We start from the raw sequence: 17,869 nt of genomic DNA, 5'->3' as shown, positions 1-17,869 counted from the left end.
ATGAGCGTAAAAATAACAGCAGTAGCAAAACAGTTACCAAAATATACAAGAGAGACTAAGGATATCATTCCGTTTTTGAATATTTGGATGGAGGGTCAAGAAGACCGTTATAAACGTAAAGTGATTAAGCTTTTTGAAAATGCAGGAGTAGATAGACGGTATTCTATAATGGATGCCGAAGAAGTATTTACAAACACCTCTTTTGAAGAAAAGAACAATATATACGCGCGTGAAGTTGTTAAATTAGCAGAGCAATCTTTGGTAAAAGCTTTGGATAAAGCCAGCTTAAAACCAACAGATATTGATTATATCATTACTGTAAGTTGCACAGGGATTATGATTCCGTCTGTAGATGCCTACTTGATTAATAATCTTAATATGAAACAGGATATTGTAAGACTTCCTGTGACTGAAATGGGATGTGCAGCTGGAGTCTCTGGGATTATTTATGCAAAGAATTTTTTAAAAGCAAACCCAAATAAACGAGCTGCAGTAATTGCGGTAGAATCTCCAACAGCAACTTTTCAATTGGATGATTATTCTATGGTTAATATTGTGAGTGCTGCTATTTTTGGTGATGGTGCTTCTAGTGTTATTTTATCCTCTTACGACAATGAAGAAGGTCCAGAAATAATTGATGAAGCGATGTATCATTTTTATGATGCAGAAACGATGATGGGTTTTAAATTAGTAAACACTGGGTTGCAAATGATATTGGATAAAGCAGTTCCTGAAACTATCTCAGAACACTTCCCAATGATTGTGCATCCGTTTTTAGAACGAAATAATATCACCATAGAAGATATAGATCATTTGATTTTCCATCCAGGTGGAAAGAAAATAGTGCAAACCGTTGAAGACTTATTTGGATCTCTTGGTAAAAATATTGATGACACTAAAGATGTGCTTAAGCTTTATGGGAATATGAGTAGCGCAACTGTGCTATATGTATTAGAACGCTTTATGGATAAGAAACTCCCTAAAGGAGATCGAGGCTTAATGCTCAGTTTTGGACCAGGGTTTTCGGCACAACGTATATTATTAGAATGGTAGTTTAATAATTATAATGTAGTTTTAATCAACTAGTCAACCTAAGATTGTTTTACGTAAAAAATGAATTGAAACGAAGGGTTAAACAAAAATCGTTTCTTTCAAAATATTTTTAGATAAGTTCGAAGTGATATTTTAGACTAATTAATCTGAAATTATAAGAATTTTATTTTTGTGCCAAAGTGAAAGAGATTTTTAGTAAAACAATGTTCAGTTTTGATTTTTTTGCTTCGTTTTTTTATCAAGAAAAAAATGAAGATAATTATTTTAGACTTTTGAGTAAACAGAATAGGAATGGAAGAATTCAAAAATAAAAACTATTGGGCATTAATTCTAGGAGGTTCAAGCGGATTAGGTTTAGCAACAGCAAAAAAGCTAGCCAAACATGGTATGAATATTTGTATCATTCACAGAAACTCAAGAACTCAAGAGGATGCCATTAATGCAGAATTTGACATTATAAAAGCTGAAGGAATTCAGTTTAAATCATATAATCTCGATGCCTTTAAACCTGAAAAACGAAAGCAAGTTATTTCAGAATTAAAAGAATTGTTTTCTTCGGAAGGTAAAATAAGAACACTCGTTCATAGTGTTGCAAAAGGGAATTTGAAACCGATGATTTCCGAAGAAAAATCCACGTTAAAAAACGACGATTTTAATATCACAATTAATGCGATGGCTATTAGTTTGTATGATTGGACGCAAGCTGTTTTTGAAGCGAAACTATTTGCAGACGATGCTAGAATTATCAGTTTTACAAGTGAAGGAAATACTAAGGCTTGGCAAAATTACGCAGCAGTGTCTGCAGCAAAAGTAACTTTAGAAGCCATCTCTAGAAACATTGCTTTAGAATTTGCGCCTTTTGGGATTAGAGCAAATTGCATACAAGCAGGCGTTACAGATACTGCATCATTACGAATGATTCCGGGAAGTGATCAAATAAAAGCACACAGCTTAAAACGTAATCCGTTTAAAAAATTAACGCAGCCTGAAGATGTCGCAAATGCAGTATATCTATTGTCAAAAGACGAGGCGAGTTGGATAAATGGTTGTGTGATTCCTGTAGATGGAGGCGAACATATTAGTTAGCAAATTCCTACGAAGGCAGGAATCTCATACTCGAAAATGCTGTTACTTTTTAAAGTAATAAGAAATCAAATGATTTGTCATTCCTGCGGAAGCAGGAATCTACAATCAAAAACAAAATATGACAAGTAAAGACATCATAAACCTTTTACCATATCAAGAACCATTTCTGTTTGTTGATGAACTAAACATGATTTCTTCGGAAGGTGTTACAGGTAATTATACGTTCAGTAAAGATGCGTATTTCTATAAAGGACATTTTAAAAACAATCCAATTACACCAGGCGTCATTTTAACAGAATGTATGGCACAAATTGGGCTCGTATGTTTAGGGATTTATATGCTGAAAGATGAGCTTTCAGAAGGGAATCCGCAAATAGCATTAACGTCAAGTCAGGTTGATTTTTTTCTTCCTGTTTTTCCAGGAGAGAAAGTGACTGTGGTTTCAGAGAAAGAGGTGTTTCGTTTTAATAAACTGAAATGTAACGTCAAGTTATATAATGAGAAGAATGAATTGGTTTGTCGCGGAAAAATCTCAGGAATGATACAGAAAGGTTAAATTATCCTGCAAGGTTTTAAAAACCTTGTAGGTATGAATAAAAAGTTTAAAGTTTTAGTTTAATTAAAAAGATTCCTGCCTGCGCAGGAATATGATATGAGTAGAGTCGTCATCACAGGTTTAGGAGTCGTTGCACCAAATGGAGTAGGGCTCGAAGCGTTTTCAAAAGCGATTAAAAATGGTGAATCCGGAATTACGTTCCATCAACAATTAGCAGACTTAAATTTTTCATGCTGCATTGGTGGTATTCCGCAAATTTCCGAAGAACAAAAACTCGAGTATTTAACACCTTTGCAGTTAAGAGGGTTTAATAGTTCTGGGATTTTGTATGGCTGTATGGCTGGAATTGATGCTTGGAAAGATGCTGGATTAGAAGTAGACGCAGATAGTAAATTAGACTTTGATAGCGGAACCGTTTTTGGGACAGGAACCTCTGGTGTAGAAAAATTTAGAGAAGCGATTTATAAACTCGATGATAAGCAAGTAAAACGTTTAGGAAGTACAGTTGTTGTTCAAACAATGGCTAGCGGAATTAGCGCGTTTCTTGGTGGAATTCTAGGTTTAGGTAATCAGGTGACCACAAATTCTTCAGCATGCACAACTGGAACCGAAGCGATTTTAATGGGTTATGATCGCATAAAAAGCGGACAAGCAAAACGAATGCTGGTAGGAAGTTGTAGTGATGATGGACCTTATATTTGGGGCGGATTTGATGCCATGCGAGTGATGACTTACAAACATAATGAGTCGCCAGAAAAAGGGTCAAGACCAATGAGTGCAACTGCTTCTGGTTTTGTGCCTGGAGCAGGAGCAGGCGCTTTAGTTTTAGAATCTCTAGAAAGTGCATTAGATCGTAACGCAACGATTTATGCTGAGGTTTTAGGCGGAAATATCAATTCAGGAGGACAACGTGATGGTGGAACAATGACAGCTCCAAATGCTGAAGCTGTGCAACGTTGTATCAAAGACGCGATTATAAATGCAAATATTTCGTCAAATGATATAGATACTATTAATGGACATTTAACAGCAACCTCAAAAGATGGTTTAGAGATTGAAAACTGGACTAAGGCTTTAAATAGAAAAGGTGATGATTTCCCATATATCAACTCTTTAAAATCAATGGTTGGACATTGTTTGGCTGCAGCAGGAAGTATAGAGTCTGTAGCAACCGTACTTCAGTTGAAAGAACAATTTGTGTTTCCAAATATCAATTGTGAGGATGTGCACCCTGAAATCTTAACATTAATTTCAAAAGAAAAAATTGTAACGCAAAAGTTAGAAACCGACTTAAATATTGCTATAAAAGCAAGTTTTGGTTTTGGTGATGTTAACGGTTGTGTTATCTTTAAAAGATATAATTAAGCTATGACAAACGACGAATTAATTGCCAAATTAAAAACTATTGTTCAGCCCTATATTCAGGATGAAGAGGCTTTTAAAAATCTAAATGAAGATACAGATTTTATTAATGATTTAAAAATAAATTCTGCCAATCTAGTCGATGTGATTTTAGATGTAGAAGATGAATTTGATATTAGAATCGAAAACGATGATATGGAGAAAATGATCTCTGTAAAAGCTGCCATGGAGATTGTAAATGAAAAGCTAGCTGCAAAATGATAGGCAATGATATTGTCGATTTAAAATACAGCGCTTCTAATTGGAAGCGTCCTCGGTTTTTAGATAAAGTCTTCACTCAAAATGAACAAGCCCTTATTTTTTCTTCGGAAAACAAACATGAAACGCTATGGTTGCTTTGGAGTATGAAAGAGGCTGCTTATAAAATTCATGTGCAGCAATTTGGTGAACGGTTTTTTAATCCGAAACGATTGGTGTGTGAGCTCATTTCTGAAGATAAAGGATTGATAAGAATAGATGACAATAATTATTTTACAACGTCGGCAATTACTGAAAATTATGTGCATACAATTGCAACACTGAGTGCGTCTACAACAAATATGAATTCTGTTTTTAAAGCTGAAATAGCATCACATCACATTCAAAGTGATATCTTGAAAAAAGCATTGCTAAAATCTATTTCTAAAACGAAACAATTGCCACTTCAAGATTTGGAGATTAAAAAAACGACGATTGGAGTTCCTGAATTATTTTGTGATGATTCTAAACTACCAATGTCTTTTTCATTGACACATTGCGGACGGTTTTCTGGTTTTGTGTATTAGATAAATTTAAAAAGCAGACCAACCGAAGTCAGCCCACTTTTTCCCTTTCTAAGGTATGCTATTTATTGCGTTTTCTTTTCTCTCTTTTAATTTTCCAAGGTGCATTTTTTTGCCAGTCTCCTGCCATAATGCTACCATAAGGCATGACTTCATCAATGACAGTACCTAAACCAAATTCGTCCATTTGTGCTCTTACCGTTTTTGCATTTTTATAAGCACTAGGTAACTCGGTAATATCAATTTCCTTTGAGAAAAATCGTGCATCAATGCCTCGAGTTTCTTCTTTAAAAATTTGCATGATGGTTCCTGTTTTACTTTTTCTATGTTGTGTTCTACTCACATTTCGACCAGCACCATGTGGTGCAAAACCTAAATTTGTTTTTGTTGTAGACCCTTCAACAATCAATACAGGTTCGCTCATGTTTAAAGGGATCAATCTAGGACCTGTAATATCTGGCATAAACCTAGCGTCTAATGGTGTTGCACCTTTTGCGTGGTAAAATAAATCACCATCCTTAAAGACAAAATTATGTTCGTTCCAGTATCTGTTATCAATATCAATCTCTAAATTTTGAGCTACAGCATCGTGCAATACTTCATGATTTTTTTTAGTCCAATCTCTTATGATTTGCAAGGCATCCCAATAGGATTGTCCTTCTTCGGTATCAAAAGGAATCCAAGCATTTTGCTTCTTTGTTTCAGGAGATAACTCTTTTCTATAACGTTCGGCAATTTTCATTCCTTTAGAATATAAACGTGCTCCTGGACCTCTAGATCCATGATGTGTCACCATCATTGTGTTTCCTGTTTTTTTAGAGGTACCAACAAATAAGAAATGATTACCATCACCTTGAGTTCCTAAATGTGATCTTGCAATTTGAAGCATGTTACCATCACTCAAAAAATAGTTAGACTCAAAAGCGTCTAATAATGCCTTCGGAAATTGAAATTGCGAATCTCTATCTCGTCCGCCAGGACCAAAATGCGTACTAGCATGTGCTGCATCTAAAATGTCTTTAGGATCTGCTTTTCCAAAATCGGTTAACATCACCGAACAGCAAATATCTGCACTATGCATTCCTGGATGAATAGCATTTTTTGCAACAGCAACACCACCAACAGGAATTGTTCCGTCTGGACCTGCAGGACAAGCATCTGGCATAATCGCGCCATCAACTAATGTTGGCGTTTTCATTAAGGTTTGCATAGAGTTAATCACTTTAGCGACGTTATCCTTTTCTTCTTCATTTTCTGCTTTTATATTGATGGAAAAATCAACTGATTTTGCATGTAATGCGATAGGATCTGGTGATTTAAATTGCTCTAAATATGAGTTCATAGCGTCACCTTCTAATTCGTTTTCATTGATATGAGCAATGGCATCTTTCATCCATTTTCCTTGTCTGAAACCTAAGGCGATTACATCGTGTCCTGTTATTTTTGTTTTCATTTTAATTTGTTTTTCATGAGATTCTTCGCTATGCTCTGAATGACATTTTAATTACACTACAAATATTATAGTGTACTACGCGATGTTTTTGCGTAGGTAAACTTATTATTAATTATTTTGATGAGATTCTGAAACAAGTTCAGAATGACGTTAATTTTATCAATCTCGCGTAAGCGATTGCAGCATTGTTGAAGCTCCTCGAAGAGAGCGACTGCGAAAAGCGCGACCCAAACTTTTTGGTTTGGGTTACGCCAAAATAATCCGCTTACTTATTCACAGAGAAAATATCTTTTAATTGTTCAATCACGTTACCGTTACCAGCAACTGTGATTTCGCCAATCTTATCGGCAATTTTCTCAACATATTCCATCTCTTTCAATTTGAACAACATGGTGTTGTCTTCCATTAATTTCGCAGTATTTAACAAGCTTCGAGTGGACGCAGTTTCTTCACGTCTTGTTACTACATTGGCTTGCGCTTTTTTATGAGCAATCAATACCTGATTCATGATGTCTTTCATGTCGCCTGGCAAAATCACGTCACGCATACCTGCATGCAATACGTTTACACCTAAAACTTTTGCCTGTGTTTTCACGTCTTCTAAAACCGCTTGTGCAATCGTTTCTTTTTGCTCTAACAATTCATCTAAAGTGTAAGCACCTACAAATGCTCGCAATGCCAATTGCAATGTAATGTACAATTGCTTTTCGTAATCTTTGTTATGCATCAAAGCGGTTTTGATATCTGTGACTTTGTATTGTGCATAAAAGTTAATACGAACGGTTGCTTTATCTTTAGTCAACAATTCTTGACCAGCAATTTCTAATTGCAATTGGCGCATATCGGCTTTTAAGATCTTGATGGTTTGTTCGTTTTTCCAGAAATGGTAGGTACCATGTTCAAGAATTTTAATGAACGTATCATCAACAATCATAATTGCCTTTTCAAAGGCTGCAACTTCAAATACACGAATGTATTGACGCAATTGCATAGTGCTAAACAAAACGTTGTTTACGTTTTCTGTAATGTCGATTTTACCTAAATCGACAGTTACAAATTTATAATCGACCAAGCTGTTCCAAAAGGTGTAACGACCAGCAGTCAATACACTTTTAAAGTTTTTGTTTTCGTATACCAAAACGATTTCGCTATCGGTGACTTCAACAACGGTCAACATGTTTGCCAAAGCTTGATCTTTAAGTAAGATCTCTAATGCTTTTGGTGCGTTGAAAGCTTGGGTCAAGTCATATTTTATGACCTGCTCGCTAAATCTTATCCAATGTTTTCCTGCTGTAATAACGCGAGCGTAATTACCGTTTTTAAACACTAAACCTACTGTACCTGCATGAATTCTTACTCTTTTCATGATTTCTAATTTTTTGTTCTGATGTTTTAATTATTTCAGAACGGTTAAACATTTATAATAGAATTCTCTTTTTGAGAATGACTACTCTAGTTAAAACAAAGCGAAAGAAAACCATCTTTCTAACTACGGAAATACAACCAATTTAAAGTGTTTTAAGTGTCGTTTTACAGATGATTGATTAACTCAAATTCATGAATTTCATAAATTGTTATTAAAGAATGAGTCTTTAAAAGAACCTCTAAAACTTCTCAAAATTCTTGTGTATTTCAAGGTGTTTTCTGGACTGCTCAAGCAACGAATTGCTATTGCCAGTTTTAATTCACTTTGTTTTTGCCATTTAAAGTGTGACGCACTTGTTGACCTATTTTTAAAAGTTGGTCTTCTTTTCTAAAGATGGATTTTAAGTCCATTGCATGCTACAACCGAAATGTAGTGTCTTTGACCGCTCGACCACAAAACCGTTAGGTTTTGGTAGGATTCGAACCTACGATTGCTTCTACTGCTATACCGCTTAGCTACTTCAATTAAATGAAGACAGGATTCGAACCTGTGTACATAGATGAGATTATTTATTTGGTCAAATAATCAAAAACCTTCAAGTCAAGTTGGATATAAAAGCCGAATACCAAATGGCAAGGATTTACACAATCGTGCTATACCGAAACACGTAACAAGACTTGCTTGATGTGGAAGCAGTAGGACTCGAACCTACATGCTTATAAAAGACCTGATTTACAGTCAGGCGAGCCAGCCAATTGCTCAATACTTCCATTTTATTTTTTAAAGAACTTTTTATTAAGCTCCACCAATTCCCTCGATTGGTGGAGCACTACTACCAAAGTCTGATTCCCATTTTCATGAGAATGACAGTTAACTGTTTTCTTGATGAAGACATCAAGAAGCTTTTAACAATTAGACTTCTTTATGATTACACTGCAAATATTTAACCCTATTGCGCAATCTTTTTGCGTAGTAATAAAAAAATATAAATTATTTATTTTTAAATGGTGGTTCCCAAATTTTCTTACTCATAATATCTTTGACTTCGTCATAGGTTAATGGGTAGAAATCGTGGCAATCTACACCTACATCAAAACTGTTCATTGTTGGGTCGTCTTTTAGACTTCCGTGAGAATGACCGTAGAGATGCCATGTGCCCCTAAAACTTGATCGCCAAACGCGCATTGCGTAATGCATGAGCATGATTTTTTGCTTACCGTTAGGTGCATTTGCATCATTGACATTGAGCTCGAAGTAATCTTTAATCCATTCAAATCGGTTAGGGTTTGCTTGTGCAGCACCTTCGTGGTTGCCTCGTATTAAAAATATTTTTCCGTTTAATTGCTCAAGAATGTCTCGCATTCGCTCTGCTTTACAGAGTCCGAAATCACCTAAATGATAAACCTTGTCGTGTTTGTTCACGCGACTGTTCCATCGTTTTATGAGTTCTTGATCCATTTCTTCAACACTACCAAATGGACGATTGGTGAATTTTATAATATTCTCATGACCAAAGTGATGGTCTGAAGTGAAATATATGTTTCTTGTTTTATTCATATTTTCTAATTCCTAACAAATCGGGAATCTCTTATTTAAAACCTACAAGGTTTTAAAAACCTTGCAGGTTGGTTATATTTTATTCTTTTTCTGCTTCCGTTTCTTCTTGTTTTTAGATTTGGAAGACTTCTTTTTCTTTAGTTTTAACTTGTTTTTGACTCTGTTCATTTCAGAATCTATAAACGAGGTATAACCTTTGTTGTAAACAAACAACTTCGCTTTTTTAAAAGTTTTTAATGCTTTTTTATACGCTTCTTGATATTCAAAAAGTTGAGCTTGTAAAACTAAAAGTTCTCCTTTCCCAACAGCTTTCACTGTTTGAGCAAAATCGATTAGTTTTTGCGCTTCGTCGAAATCGTGATTCCAGATTAAAACCATGATATACATTGGATACACTTTTATGCAATCCATTTTACTTGCTAATGCCTCAGCAAAATAGTATTTGGCTTTTTCGTAATCTTCAAACTGCTCTGCCTGCAAACGTCCCATGAGGCATAATGCATAAGCGTTATTACTCTCGTAAGACAGCGCGTAGTTTAAGTTTTCTACGGTTTCTTCTAATTCGTATGGATAAGCATCTATGGCTTTTAACACGTAGTTGTTTAACAAATTCGTGTCCATTATGTTTTATTTTAATAATTCATTTTGCGACACTTCGATTTAGCTCAGTGACCGCTTTGTGCGAAAAAATATTTCGCGTAAGCCCAATTGATGAGCTTAATATTCTAACTGTTTTGGAGGAGGTTTAACCGAAATGGTTAACGATTGAAAACAAAAAATCCGAAACAGAGTTTTACTTGCTTCGGATCTTTCATTTATAATTTTGGAAAGTTTATCTAACGATAATCACGAAGCATCACAAAAGGCGAAATTCCTTTTGGATTGTTTTGATATGTTATAAATAAACTCATAGTTTCTAATTTTTAATTCAACTTCTGTTTGTTGTATTCTGGTTGAAATGCGTTGCAAAGATTTACATTTATTTTTCTTTTTCCAGAAAATGGGCTGCCATAATACGAAGTATTATATTTTTTTGAAAAAAGCAAATATTTTGAAACAGTTTTTTGTTTTCTTCGGAAATTTTAGATTACGCATAATAGTTGCGTAGTAATTTTATACCTTTAATTCGGAATGTTATTTACAGTGTTTTTCTATGAAATTTAATTATGTTTTAGTCTTAATGTTTGCGTTTTTCTTTCAGTTTGGAAATGCTCAACTGAGTTATGATGACAAACAGGTTTTGGCTAGCTTACTTTCAGAAAAAATAAATACTTTAAGACAAGAAAAAGGGAAGCTAATACTTGAAAGACACGAAGATTTAGCAAAGGCTGCCGAATTACATTCTAAATATATTGCTAAACGAAATAAGCTTACTCATGTTCAAGTTAAAACCGCATTTCCTCATCCAAGAGATAGAGTAGAACACTTCAATAAGTCATTTACCAATATTGGAGAAAATGTGTTGTACACGAAGCCAATAAGGATAGCTGTAAATAAGGCAGATTTAAAGAAATTAGCTATTGATATGTATCGCTCTTGGAAAAATTCTCCTGGTCATTATGCGAATATGATTTCAGACGATTTTAAATACGGAGATTTCGGGTTTACTTTTAACGAAAAGTCTAAATGTGTTTTTGCGGTTCAAGTATTTGCTAAAAAAGGTTATGTGATAGAAAATCAATTGTCAGATAATGCTTTTTCTGTGCTACCAAGCGATCTTACTTGTGGTGATTTAATTGGAAATAAGGATAATGTTATAGTCAATGTTGGGAATGCTTTATCGATAACTAATGATGAGGTTTTTTTAGGGTATCACAACTTGAAAATGATAAAAGAAATCTTAGAAAATAGTAATGATGGTTTTGCTATTGATTTGGTTGAAAGGGAACAGCTTTCTTGTGGAGAAGATAATAGATTAGATGTGTCTGAAATATATGAAGGCGTCATGTTAAAACCAATTTATAGAGATGAATTACTTGCTAATAATATTGCTCAAAGTCCAAATAGACTTATTGTCTCTCTAGGGGAAATTCCAAATCACCTCAAAGGAAAAAGTTTGAGTGCTAATCTTATCGTAATCAAAAATGGTAAAAAATGCAGTTATAATGTTTCGTCTAGAATTCCTAGCAGGAAATATGATTTAAAGCACATTGAGCCAGAAATTTATTCGCCAGAGATTGTTTTAAAAACTCAAGGAATTAATGGTATTTATGAAGTTGATTTTGATTTTGAAAGTGGTCAAATAACACCTGTTAAAAATCCAGTTATTCAAATTGATGACAATAAGATTCACTCTATAGATATCAAAAGTTTTACATCTGTAGATGGAAACTCAAAGACTAATGAGAGATTACATAAAGAGCGGGCTGGGTATATTTCTGAATTTTTAAAACAACAGATTAATATTGATTCTGAATCTATCCATATTGACGCTAAAGAGAACTGGGAGCTTTGTTATTATCATATTGAGCTTTTGGGTTTAGAAGAAATTTTGGGTAGAGATAAAGAAAAAATTAAAAGTTTTTTAGCAAAAAATAAAGATGAAAACTGGAAAGAAGCTTTGAGTTTTCAAAGGCAATCTAAAGCCATAATTTATGTAAACGGAACATGGGAGTCTGATAATGCAAATCATTTAAATTATAATCTCACAGATGCATTATTAAATGAAGATTATAATTTGGCAAATAGAGTGCTCGCAGAAATGTATTTAAAAGAGTCTAGTAATTTATTTCTTAATGAAGAATTTATATTAGATAAGTTGTTTGATAAGCCTGAGTTGGTTCAAAATGTGTCTGCATTATTATTAAAGAATATTAATTTTTATGCGACAGATAATATTGTTTTTTTCGTTAGAAATTGGCTTTCAAAACCAGAAGTTCTTTCAGAATCTGCTCAAAAAAACCTGCTTAATTTATATACAATTACAGCAAGGAGATTACTAAAATATTGGGATAGTAGCTCTGATGATTTTTCAAAAGTGATGCACCCAGAAAAGGTTGAACCTTTATTTGATAGCTATAAAAATCAGGATAAAGTCAATCCTTTATTTCTCAATTATCATATGGCTAGTATAGAGTATTTTGGACAAATTAATTACAGTCCTAAAATTGGTGAGTCGTTTGAGTTTATATCTAATTATTTTAGAAATCACTCCAAGAGTATTGAGGATGATACAAATTTGAGTCTGTTTTTTAATAATTGGAGTATGTTTCACATGACTATTGAAAGCTTATCAAACAGATTTGATTATGATGAACTTGATGAAGCATTAACATTTGTACTTCTAAAAACGCTGGCTGCTTATCATAGTGATTATGCTATAGAATCATTTTTGGCTATTCATAAACTAGCTATAAAATTTAATAAGAAACGATGGTGTGAATGGATTGATGAAGATTTTCAAAATTTGCGACATGAAGGTGTTAAAACCCTCTTTTGTAAAACCTGTAATCCATAAAATATGGCAGTCAACAAAAACGCATTAATTAGATATAAAACTATAGATAAATGTCTTCAAAATAAGTTTAGACAATGGACGCTTAATGATTTAATTGAAGCAGTGTCTGATGCGCTTTACGACTATGAAGGTAAAGATGTAGATGTGAGTAAACGCACAGTTCAATTAGATCTTCAAATGATGCGTAGTGATAAATTAGGTTATAATGCACCAATTACAGTTTATGATCGTAAATATTATAAGTATGAAGAAGAAGATTATAGCATTACTAACAGTCCTATTTCTAATCAAGATTTGGGTAAATTATCACAAGCTGTTTCATTTTTAAAACAGTTTCAAGGATTTTCTCATTTTGCTGAGTTAGGCAGTATGGTTCAAAAACTAGAAGATCATGTGTATACTCAAAAAACTCACGAAAAGTCATTAATTGATTTTGAGAAAAATGATAACCTTAAAGGATTAGAATTTTTAGACCAACTTTATAAATTTATTCTGAAAAAGGAAGCGGTTGAAATGACCTATCAATCTTTTAAAGCGAGACATGAAAGCACGTTCACGTTTCACCCTTATTTGCTAAAAGAATTTAGAAATAGATGGTTTGTTATTGGAAAACGAAAGTCTAATGAGGGCATTATGAATTTGGCTTTAGACAGGATTATTTCCGTAGAAAAAAGTGATAAGAAATTCATTTTAGATCAGAGTTTTAATTCTGAAATCTATTATAAACAGGCGATTGGTGTTTCTGTAAGTCCAACTATGGAAACCGAAACTGTTTTACTTTATATCAATCATAAACACGCACCTTATGTGGTAACCAAACCTTTTCATCATTCGCAAAAAGAGGTTGCACGTGATAATTATGGTGTTACAGTGTCTTTAGATGTTCAGTTGAATTTTGAGCTTGAAAAAGAAATTCTCGCTTTAGGAGAAGGTGTCAAAGTGATTGCTCCAGAGCGTTTGAAACGAAATATAAAAGAACGATTATATGATGCAGTTGATGCCTATGAAACTGAAATAAATGACAAAAACTTGCGAACGATTGCAAAGCGATTAGAATATAAGGGTTTCGGAATATTGAAACATGTGTATTCTAAGCGTGACATTCGAAAGTTAAAAGCGAAATTTGATAATTACATTAAAAACCATGATGAACTCCCTTTTGGAATGCGAGAAGTGCTGGTTAAAATGCCAGAATTAAAGGAAATTCTATTTAATAAAAATTTCAAAAAGATCATAAAATCCATTAATAAGGATGTGTTTTTAACCAAGGCTATTTATTTTGATAAGTCTCCAAAAGATAATTGGTATGTGACTTGGCATCAGGATGTGCCAATTAATGTTTCAGAAAAAAAAGACGTGGATGGATTTACGTCTTGGACGAATAAAAAAGGAGTGATTAGTGCTTGTCCACCAGAAGCCATTTCGAAAAACACATTTTCTATGCGTATTCATTTAGATGATACGACTGTTAAAAATGGTGCTTTAAAAGTGATTCCTGGATCACATCAAAAACGATTAAATGATGATGAGATTAAGTTGATTACTTCAAATTCAATTCCTTTTGTTAGCGAAGTTGGTTCTGGAGGTGTACAATTGTTAAAGCCATTATTATTGCATGCATCGTCTGAATCTAAAGTTCAAAAACGAAGACGTGTGTTGCATTTGGAATTTTCGTCTATTGAATTACCTAATGGTTTGGAATATGCTGAGAGAGAGAATTTATGATTTTCTCTATTCATTTTGCCTTGATGCAAAACGAACCAAAAAATCATGCTGAAATGAGGAATTTTTATTCCGTTTCTTCGGAACAAAACCGAAAATAAGATCTAAAATTTTTCCAAGGCTTCAAAATTTATTCACGATTTTATTTTCATATTCTGCATTTCAGATGTCAATTCTCTGAATTGATTTGGGACATGTTTATTTACTTATTTTTAGATAGATGATTTTTTTGTTTTCAAGTTTACTGACATTCTCAAAAAATACTTTTTCATCATCTAAATCTGCTTCAACTAAATAATAATTTCCTTTAAAATAACTTTCAGTTACTGTTGCTTTAAGTTTAGATTCATCAACAACTTGAAGTTGATGAGCGTAAATAATCTTACCTTTTATAACATTAAACTCTCCAAAAAATGACGCTATTAATGGTGTTTTAGGATTTTTGTATAAAGCCTCTGGAGTATCATAAACTTCTATTATATTGTTATTGAGAAGTATCATTCTATCTGCAAAACCAAGTACATCGTTGTTGTCATGAGTCGCTACGATACAAGTGATGTTTTTCTCTTTTAAATATTTAAAAACATTACGTCTCAGGGATTGTTTTTTGAAATTATCAATATGACTAAAAGGTTCATCTAACAAAATAATTTCTGGTTGTTTTGCTAATGCTCTAGCTAAAGCAACACGTTGTTTTTGTCCGCCAGATAATGTCTTGACTTTCGTCTTAGCAAAAGGGGTAAGTTCTACCACTTCTAGTAATTCTGCTGTGCGCTCTTTCTTTTCCTTCGGAAAAAAATTAGAGAGGAACTTTCCTATGTTTTCTTCTACCGAAATAAATGGCATTAGTTCAAACTCTTGAGCTACATATTTCATGAAATCATAACCAACAACCAGATTGTGTTTTGGCCCAAGGATTTCATTGTCTTTCCAGTAGATATTTCCGAAGTTAAGATCATATTCACCATACAACACTTTTAGAAGTGTACTTTTACCTGAACCACTTTCTCCAATAATTGCCAAGTTTTCACCTTGTTCAATCTTAAAAGATAAGTCTTTTAAAATAGGTGTTTTGTTGTATGAAAAGGTAAGATTTTTTACGTTTAGCATTTGGTATATATAACTAGACCTACAAGGCTTTAAAACCTTGTAGGTCTGAAAATGATATTTTATTAATAATTATCCTTTTACTTTCTCTTTAATTTTGCTTGGTAATACATCAAATCCCATGTTGTAAAGCGTGAATCCAAAAATATCTGCATATTGCTCAATAGTTTTCGACACTGGAGTTCCTGCACCATGACCAGCATCTGTTTCAATACGAATCAATGTAGGATTGTTTCCTGTTTGTTTAGCTTGTAGCTCTGCAGCAAATTTGAAACTATGTGCTGGTACTACACGATCATCATGATCTCCTGTGGTTATCATAGTTGCTGGATACTGTACGCCTTCTTTTACATTGTGTACTGGAGAATAACCTTTAAGGTAATCAAACATTTCTCTGTTGTCATCTGCTGTACCATAGTCATAAGCCCAACCTGCTCCAGCAGTAAACGTATGATATCTCAACATGTCTAAAACTCCAACTGCTGGCAATGCTACTTTCATTAAATCTGGACGCTGTGTCATTGTGGCACCAACTAATAAACCACCGTTTGAACCTCCTCTAATTGCTAAATAATCACTAGATGTATACTTCTCAGCTATTAAATATTCTGCAGCAGCTATAAAATCATCAAATACGTTTTGCTTTTTAAGTTGAGTTCCTGCATCATGCCAAGCTTTACCATATTCTCCACCACCTCTAAGGTTGGGAACTGCATAAATACCACCTTGTTCCATCCAAACTGCATTTGCGATGCTAAATGAAGGTGTTAAACTAACGTTGAATCCGCCATAACCGTAAAGAATTGTTGGATTTTTACCGTTGAGTTTTAATCCCTTTTTATGCGTAATAATCATTGGGACTTTTGTACCATCTTTAGATGTAAAAAAGACTTGATTACTTTCATAATCCTCTGGATTGAAATCGATGTCTGGTTTTACGAAAATTTCTGACGTTCCATTCTTAATATCATATTTATAAATACTCCCTGGAGTTACATAGTTTGTGAATGAGTAATATAATTCTGTTTCTTCTTTCTTGGCACCAAATCCGCCTGCACTACCTAAACCTGGTAATTTTACTTCTCTTACTAGTTTGCCATCATAATCATATTGCATGACTTTTGAAACTGCATCAACCATATATTCTGCAAAGAAGTAACCTCCACCTGTTGATGGACTCAGTACATTTTTTGTTTCTGGTATAAAATCCACCCAGTTTTCTGGTCCTGGATTTGAAGCATCTACAGTTACAATTTTCTTGTTTGGTGCGTTTAGATTGGTCACCATATATAATTTACTGCCAACATTTTCAATAGGATATATATCACTATCTGTATGATTTAAAACTGTTACTAATGGACTATTAGACTTCGAAAGATCTTTTATGAATAGTTTATTTCCTGAAGTTGATACACTTGCAGTAATTATTAAATATTTATTGTCTTCTGAAACATTACCACCAACATAACGGTGTTTTTCAGCTGCTGTTCCTCCAAAAATTACAGGATCATTCTTTTGAGAAGTTCCTAGTTTGTGGTAATATAATTTGTGTTGATCTGTTTTAGCAGAGAGCTCACTTCCTATTGGTTTGTCATAACTGGAATAGTAGAAGCCTTCGTTTTTGTACCAAGACATACCGCTAAATTTAATATCGACTAAAGTATCTTCTACAATTTCTTTAGTTTCAGTATTCATAATGAGAACTTTTCTCCAATCACTGCCTCCTTCGGAAATAGCATACGCCAAGGTTTTTCCGTCTTTTGAAAAGCTTGCTCCTCCAAGTGAGATTGTTCCTTCATCATTAAAAGTGTTTGGATCTAAGAAAACTTCTGCAGATTTTGGATCATCACCTGTTTTATAGCGATAGATGACATACTGGTTTTGGAGACCATCATTTTTATAAAAATAAGTGTAGTCACCTTCTTTGAAAGGAGCACCTACTTTTTCGTAATTCCATAGTTTAGATAATCTTTCTTTTAACTCTTCACGATAAGGGATGTTGTCTAAATAACCATAAGTAGATTCGTTTTGAGCTTTCACCCAATTTTCGGTTTCGGCACTTTTATCATCTTCTAACCATCGATATGGGTCTTTAACTTGTGTTCCGAAGTAATCGGTAATTGTATCTACTTTTTTGGTTTCTGGATAATTTACCACAATATCTCGTTTTTGTTCTTTAGCCTCTTCTTTGCATGCGCTAAATGCAAGTATTGCTATTAATATCAATGAAATGTTTTTCATAATTCACACCTATTTTAGTTCTACCAAAAATAAACAAAAAAGCCTCTACAAATAAATGTAGAGGCTTTTTTTAGATTTTGTTAAAAGT

General features: G+C 33.6%; 14 protein-coding genes and 1 tRNA gene. 8 read left to right on the top strand and 7 right to left on the bottom strand.

Going from position 1 to position 17,869, the window contains the following annotated elements; translation table 11 throughout:
- The 6 genes from IM744_RS13985 (at position 1) to IM744_RS13960 (ending at position 4,881) form a co-directional block, all read left to right on the top strand.
- On the top strand, positions 1–1,053 hold the full coding sequence (locus IM744_RS13985; RefSeq protein WP_194508762.1) for a type III polyketide synthase: 1,053 nt from the start codon (positions 1–3) through the stop codon (positions 1,051–1,053).
- 291 nt (positions 1,054–1,344) lie between these two features.
- The gene (locus tag IM744_RS13980; protein ID WP_194508761.1) at positions 1,345–2,139 is read left to right on the top strand and encodes an enoyl-ACP reductase FabI; all 795 of its coding nucleotides are present in this window, start codon (positions 1,345–1,347) and stop codon (positions 2,137–2,139) included.
- A gap of 118 nt (positions 2,140–2,257) precedes the next feature.
- Positions 2,258–2,695, top strand: a complete 438-nt coding sequence (locus IM744_RS13975) for a 3-hydroxyacyl-ACP dehydratase FabZ family protein (protein WP_194508760.1) — start codon at positions 2,258–2,260, stop codon at positions 2,693–2,695.
- Positions 2,696–2,791: 96 nt separating this feature from the next.
- On the top strand, positions 2,792–4,060 hold the full coding sequence (locus IM744_RS13970; protein ID WP_194508759.1) for a beta-ketoacyl-[acyl-carrier-protein] synthase family protein: 1,269 nt from the start codon (positions 2,792–2,794) through the stop codon (positions 4,058–4,060).
- Positions 4,061–4,063: 3 nt separating this feature from the next.
- The gene (locus IM744_RS13965; RefSeq protein WP_194508758.1) at positions 4,064–4,318 is read left to right on the top strand and encodes an acyl carrier protein; all 255 of its coding nucleotides are present in this window, start codon (positions 4,064–4,066) and stop codon (positions 4,316–4,318) included.
- Positions 4,315–4,881, top strand: a complete 567-nt coding sequence (locus tag IM744_RS13960; RefSeq protein ID WP_194508757.1) for a 4'-phosphopantetheinyl transferase superfamily protein — start codon at positions 4,315–4,317, stop codon at positions 4,879–4,881. The genes IM744_RS13965 and IM744_RS13960 overlap by 4 nt, the downstream gene beginning before the upstream one ends.
- Positions 4,882–4,939: 58 nt before the next feature.
- On the opposite strand, the gene IM744_RS13955 is transcribed toward IM744_RS13960, so the two are convergent.
- The 5 genes from IM744_RS13955 to IM744_RS13935 all read right to left on the bottom strand — a co-directional run bounded on the left by IM744_RS13955 (position 4,940) and on the right by IM744_RS13935 (position 9,875).
- Positions 4,940–6,331, bottom strand: coding sequence for an RtcB family protein (locus tag IM744_RS13955; protein ID WP_194508756.1), 1,392 nt, complete (start codon positions 6,329–6,331; stop codon positions 4,940–4,942).
- 265 nt (positions 6,332–6,596) lie between these two features.
- Positions 6,597–7,697, bottom strand: a complete 1,101-nt coding sequence (locus IM744_RS13950) for a slipin family protein (RefSeq protein ID WP_194508755.1) — start codon at positions 7,695–7,697, stop codon at positions 6,597–6,599.
- 687 nt (positions 7,698–8,384) lie between these two features.
- Positions 8,385–8,467, bottom strand: a tRNA-Tyr gene (locus IM744_RS13945).
- A gap of 220 nt (positions 8,468–8,687) precedes the next feature.
- Complete coding sequence (locus tag IM744_RS13940) at positions 8,688–9,254, bottom strand: metallophosphoesterase family protein (protein ID WP_194508754.1); 567 nt, start codon at positions 9,252–9,254, stop codon at positions 8,688–8,690.
- Positions 9,255–9,326: 72 nt separating this feature from the next.
- On the bottom strand, positions 9,327–9,875 hold the full coding sequence (locus tag IM744_RS13935; protein WP_194508753.1) for a tetratricopeptide repeat protein: 549 nt from the start codon (positions 9,873–9,875) through the stop codon (positions 9,327–9,329).
- Between the two features lie 532 nt (positions 9,876–10,407).
- On the opposite strand from IM744_RS13935, the gene IM744_RS13930 reads away from it, so the two are divergent.
- Positions 10,408–12,711: a CAP domain-containing protein gene (locus IM744_RS13930; RefSeq protein WP_194508752.1), complete on the top strand. Its 2,304-nt coding sequence runs from the start codon at positions 10,408–10,410 to the stop codon at positions 12,709–12,711.
- A 3-nt stretch (positions 12,712–12,714) separates the two neighbouring features.
- Positions 12,715–14,436, top strand: coding sequence for a WYL domain-containing protein (locus tag IM744_RS13925; protein ID WP_194508751.1), 1,722 nt, complete (start codon positions 12,715–12,717; stop codon positions 14,434–14,436).
- Between the two features lie 195 nt (positions 14,437–14,631).
- Here IM744_RS13925 and IM744_RS13920 read toward each other — a convergent pair whose 3' ends face one another.
- Together IM744_RS13920 and IM744_RS13915 are read right to left on the bottom strand one after the other, a co-directional pair.
- Entirely contained in the window at positions 14,632–15,543 is a 912-nt protein-coding gene (locus IM744_RS13920; protein WP_194508750.1) for an ABC transporter ATP-binding protein, read from the bottom strand.
- Positions 15,544–15,612: 69 nt separating this feature from the next.
- The gene (locus IM744_RS13915; RefSeq protein ID WP_194508749.1) at positions 15,613–17,781 is read right to left on the bottom strand and encodes a prolyl oligopeptidase family serine peptidase; all 2,169 of its coding nucleotides are present in this window, start codon (positions 17,779–17,781) and stop codon (positions 15,613–15,615) included.
- Positions 17,782–17,869: the final 88 nt, after the last annotated feature.

It is taken from the genome of Psychroserpens luteus, from assembly GCF_015319355.1.
Lineage (GTDB): Bacteria > Bacteroidota > Bacteroidia > Flavobacteriales > Flavobacteriaceae > Psychroserpens > Psychroserpens luteus.
This window is presented reverse-complemented; position numbering and strand designations above follow the sequence as displayed.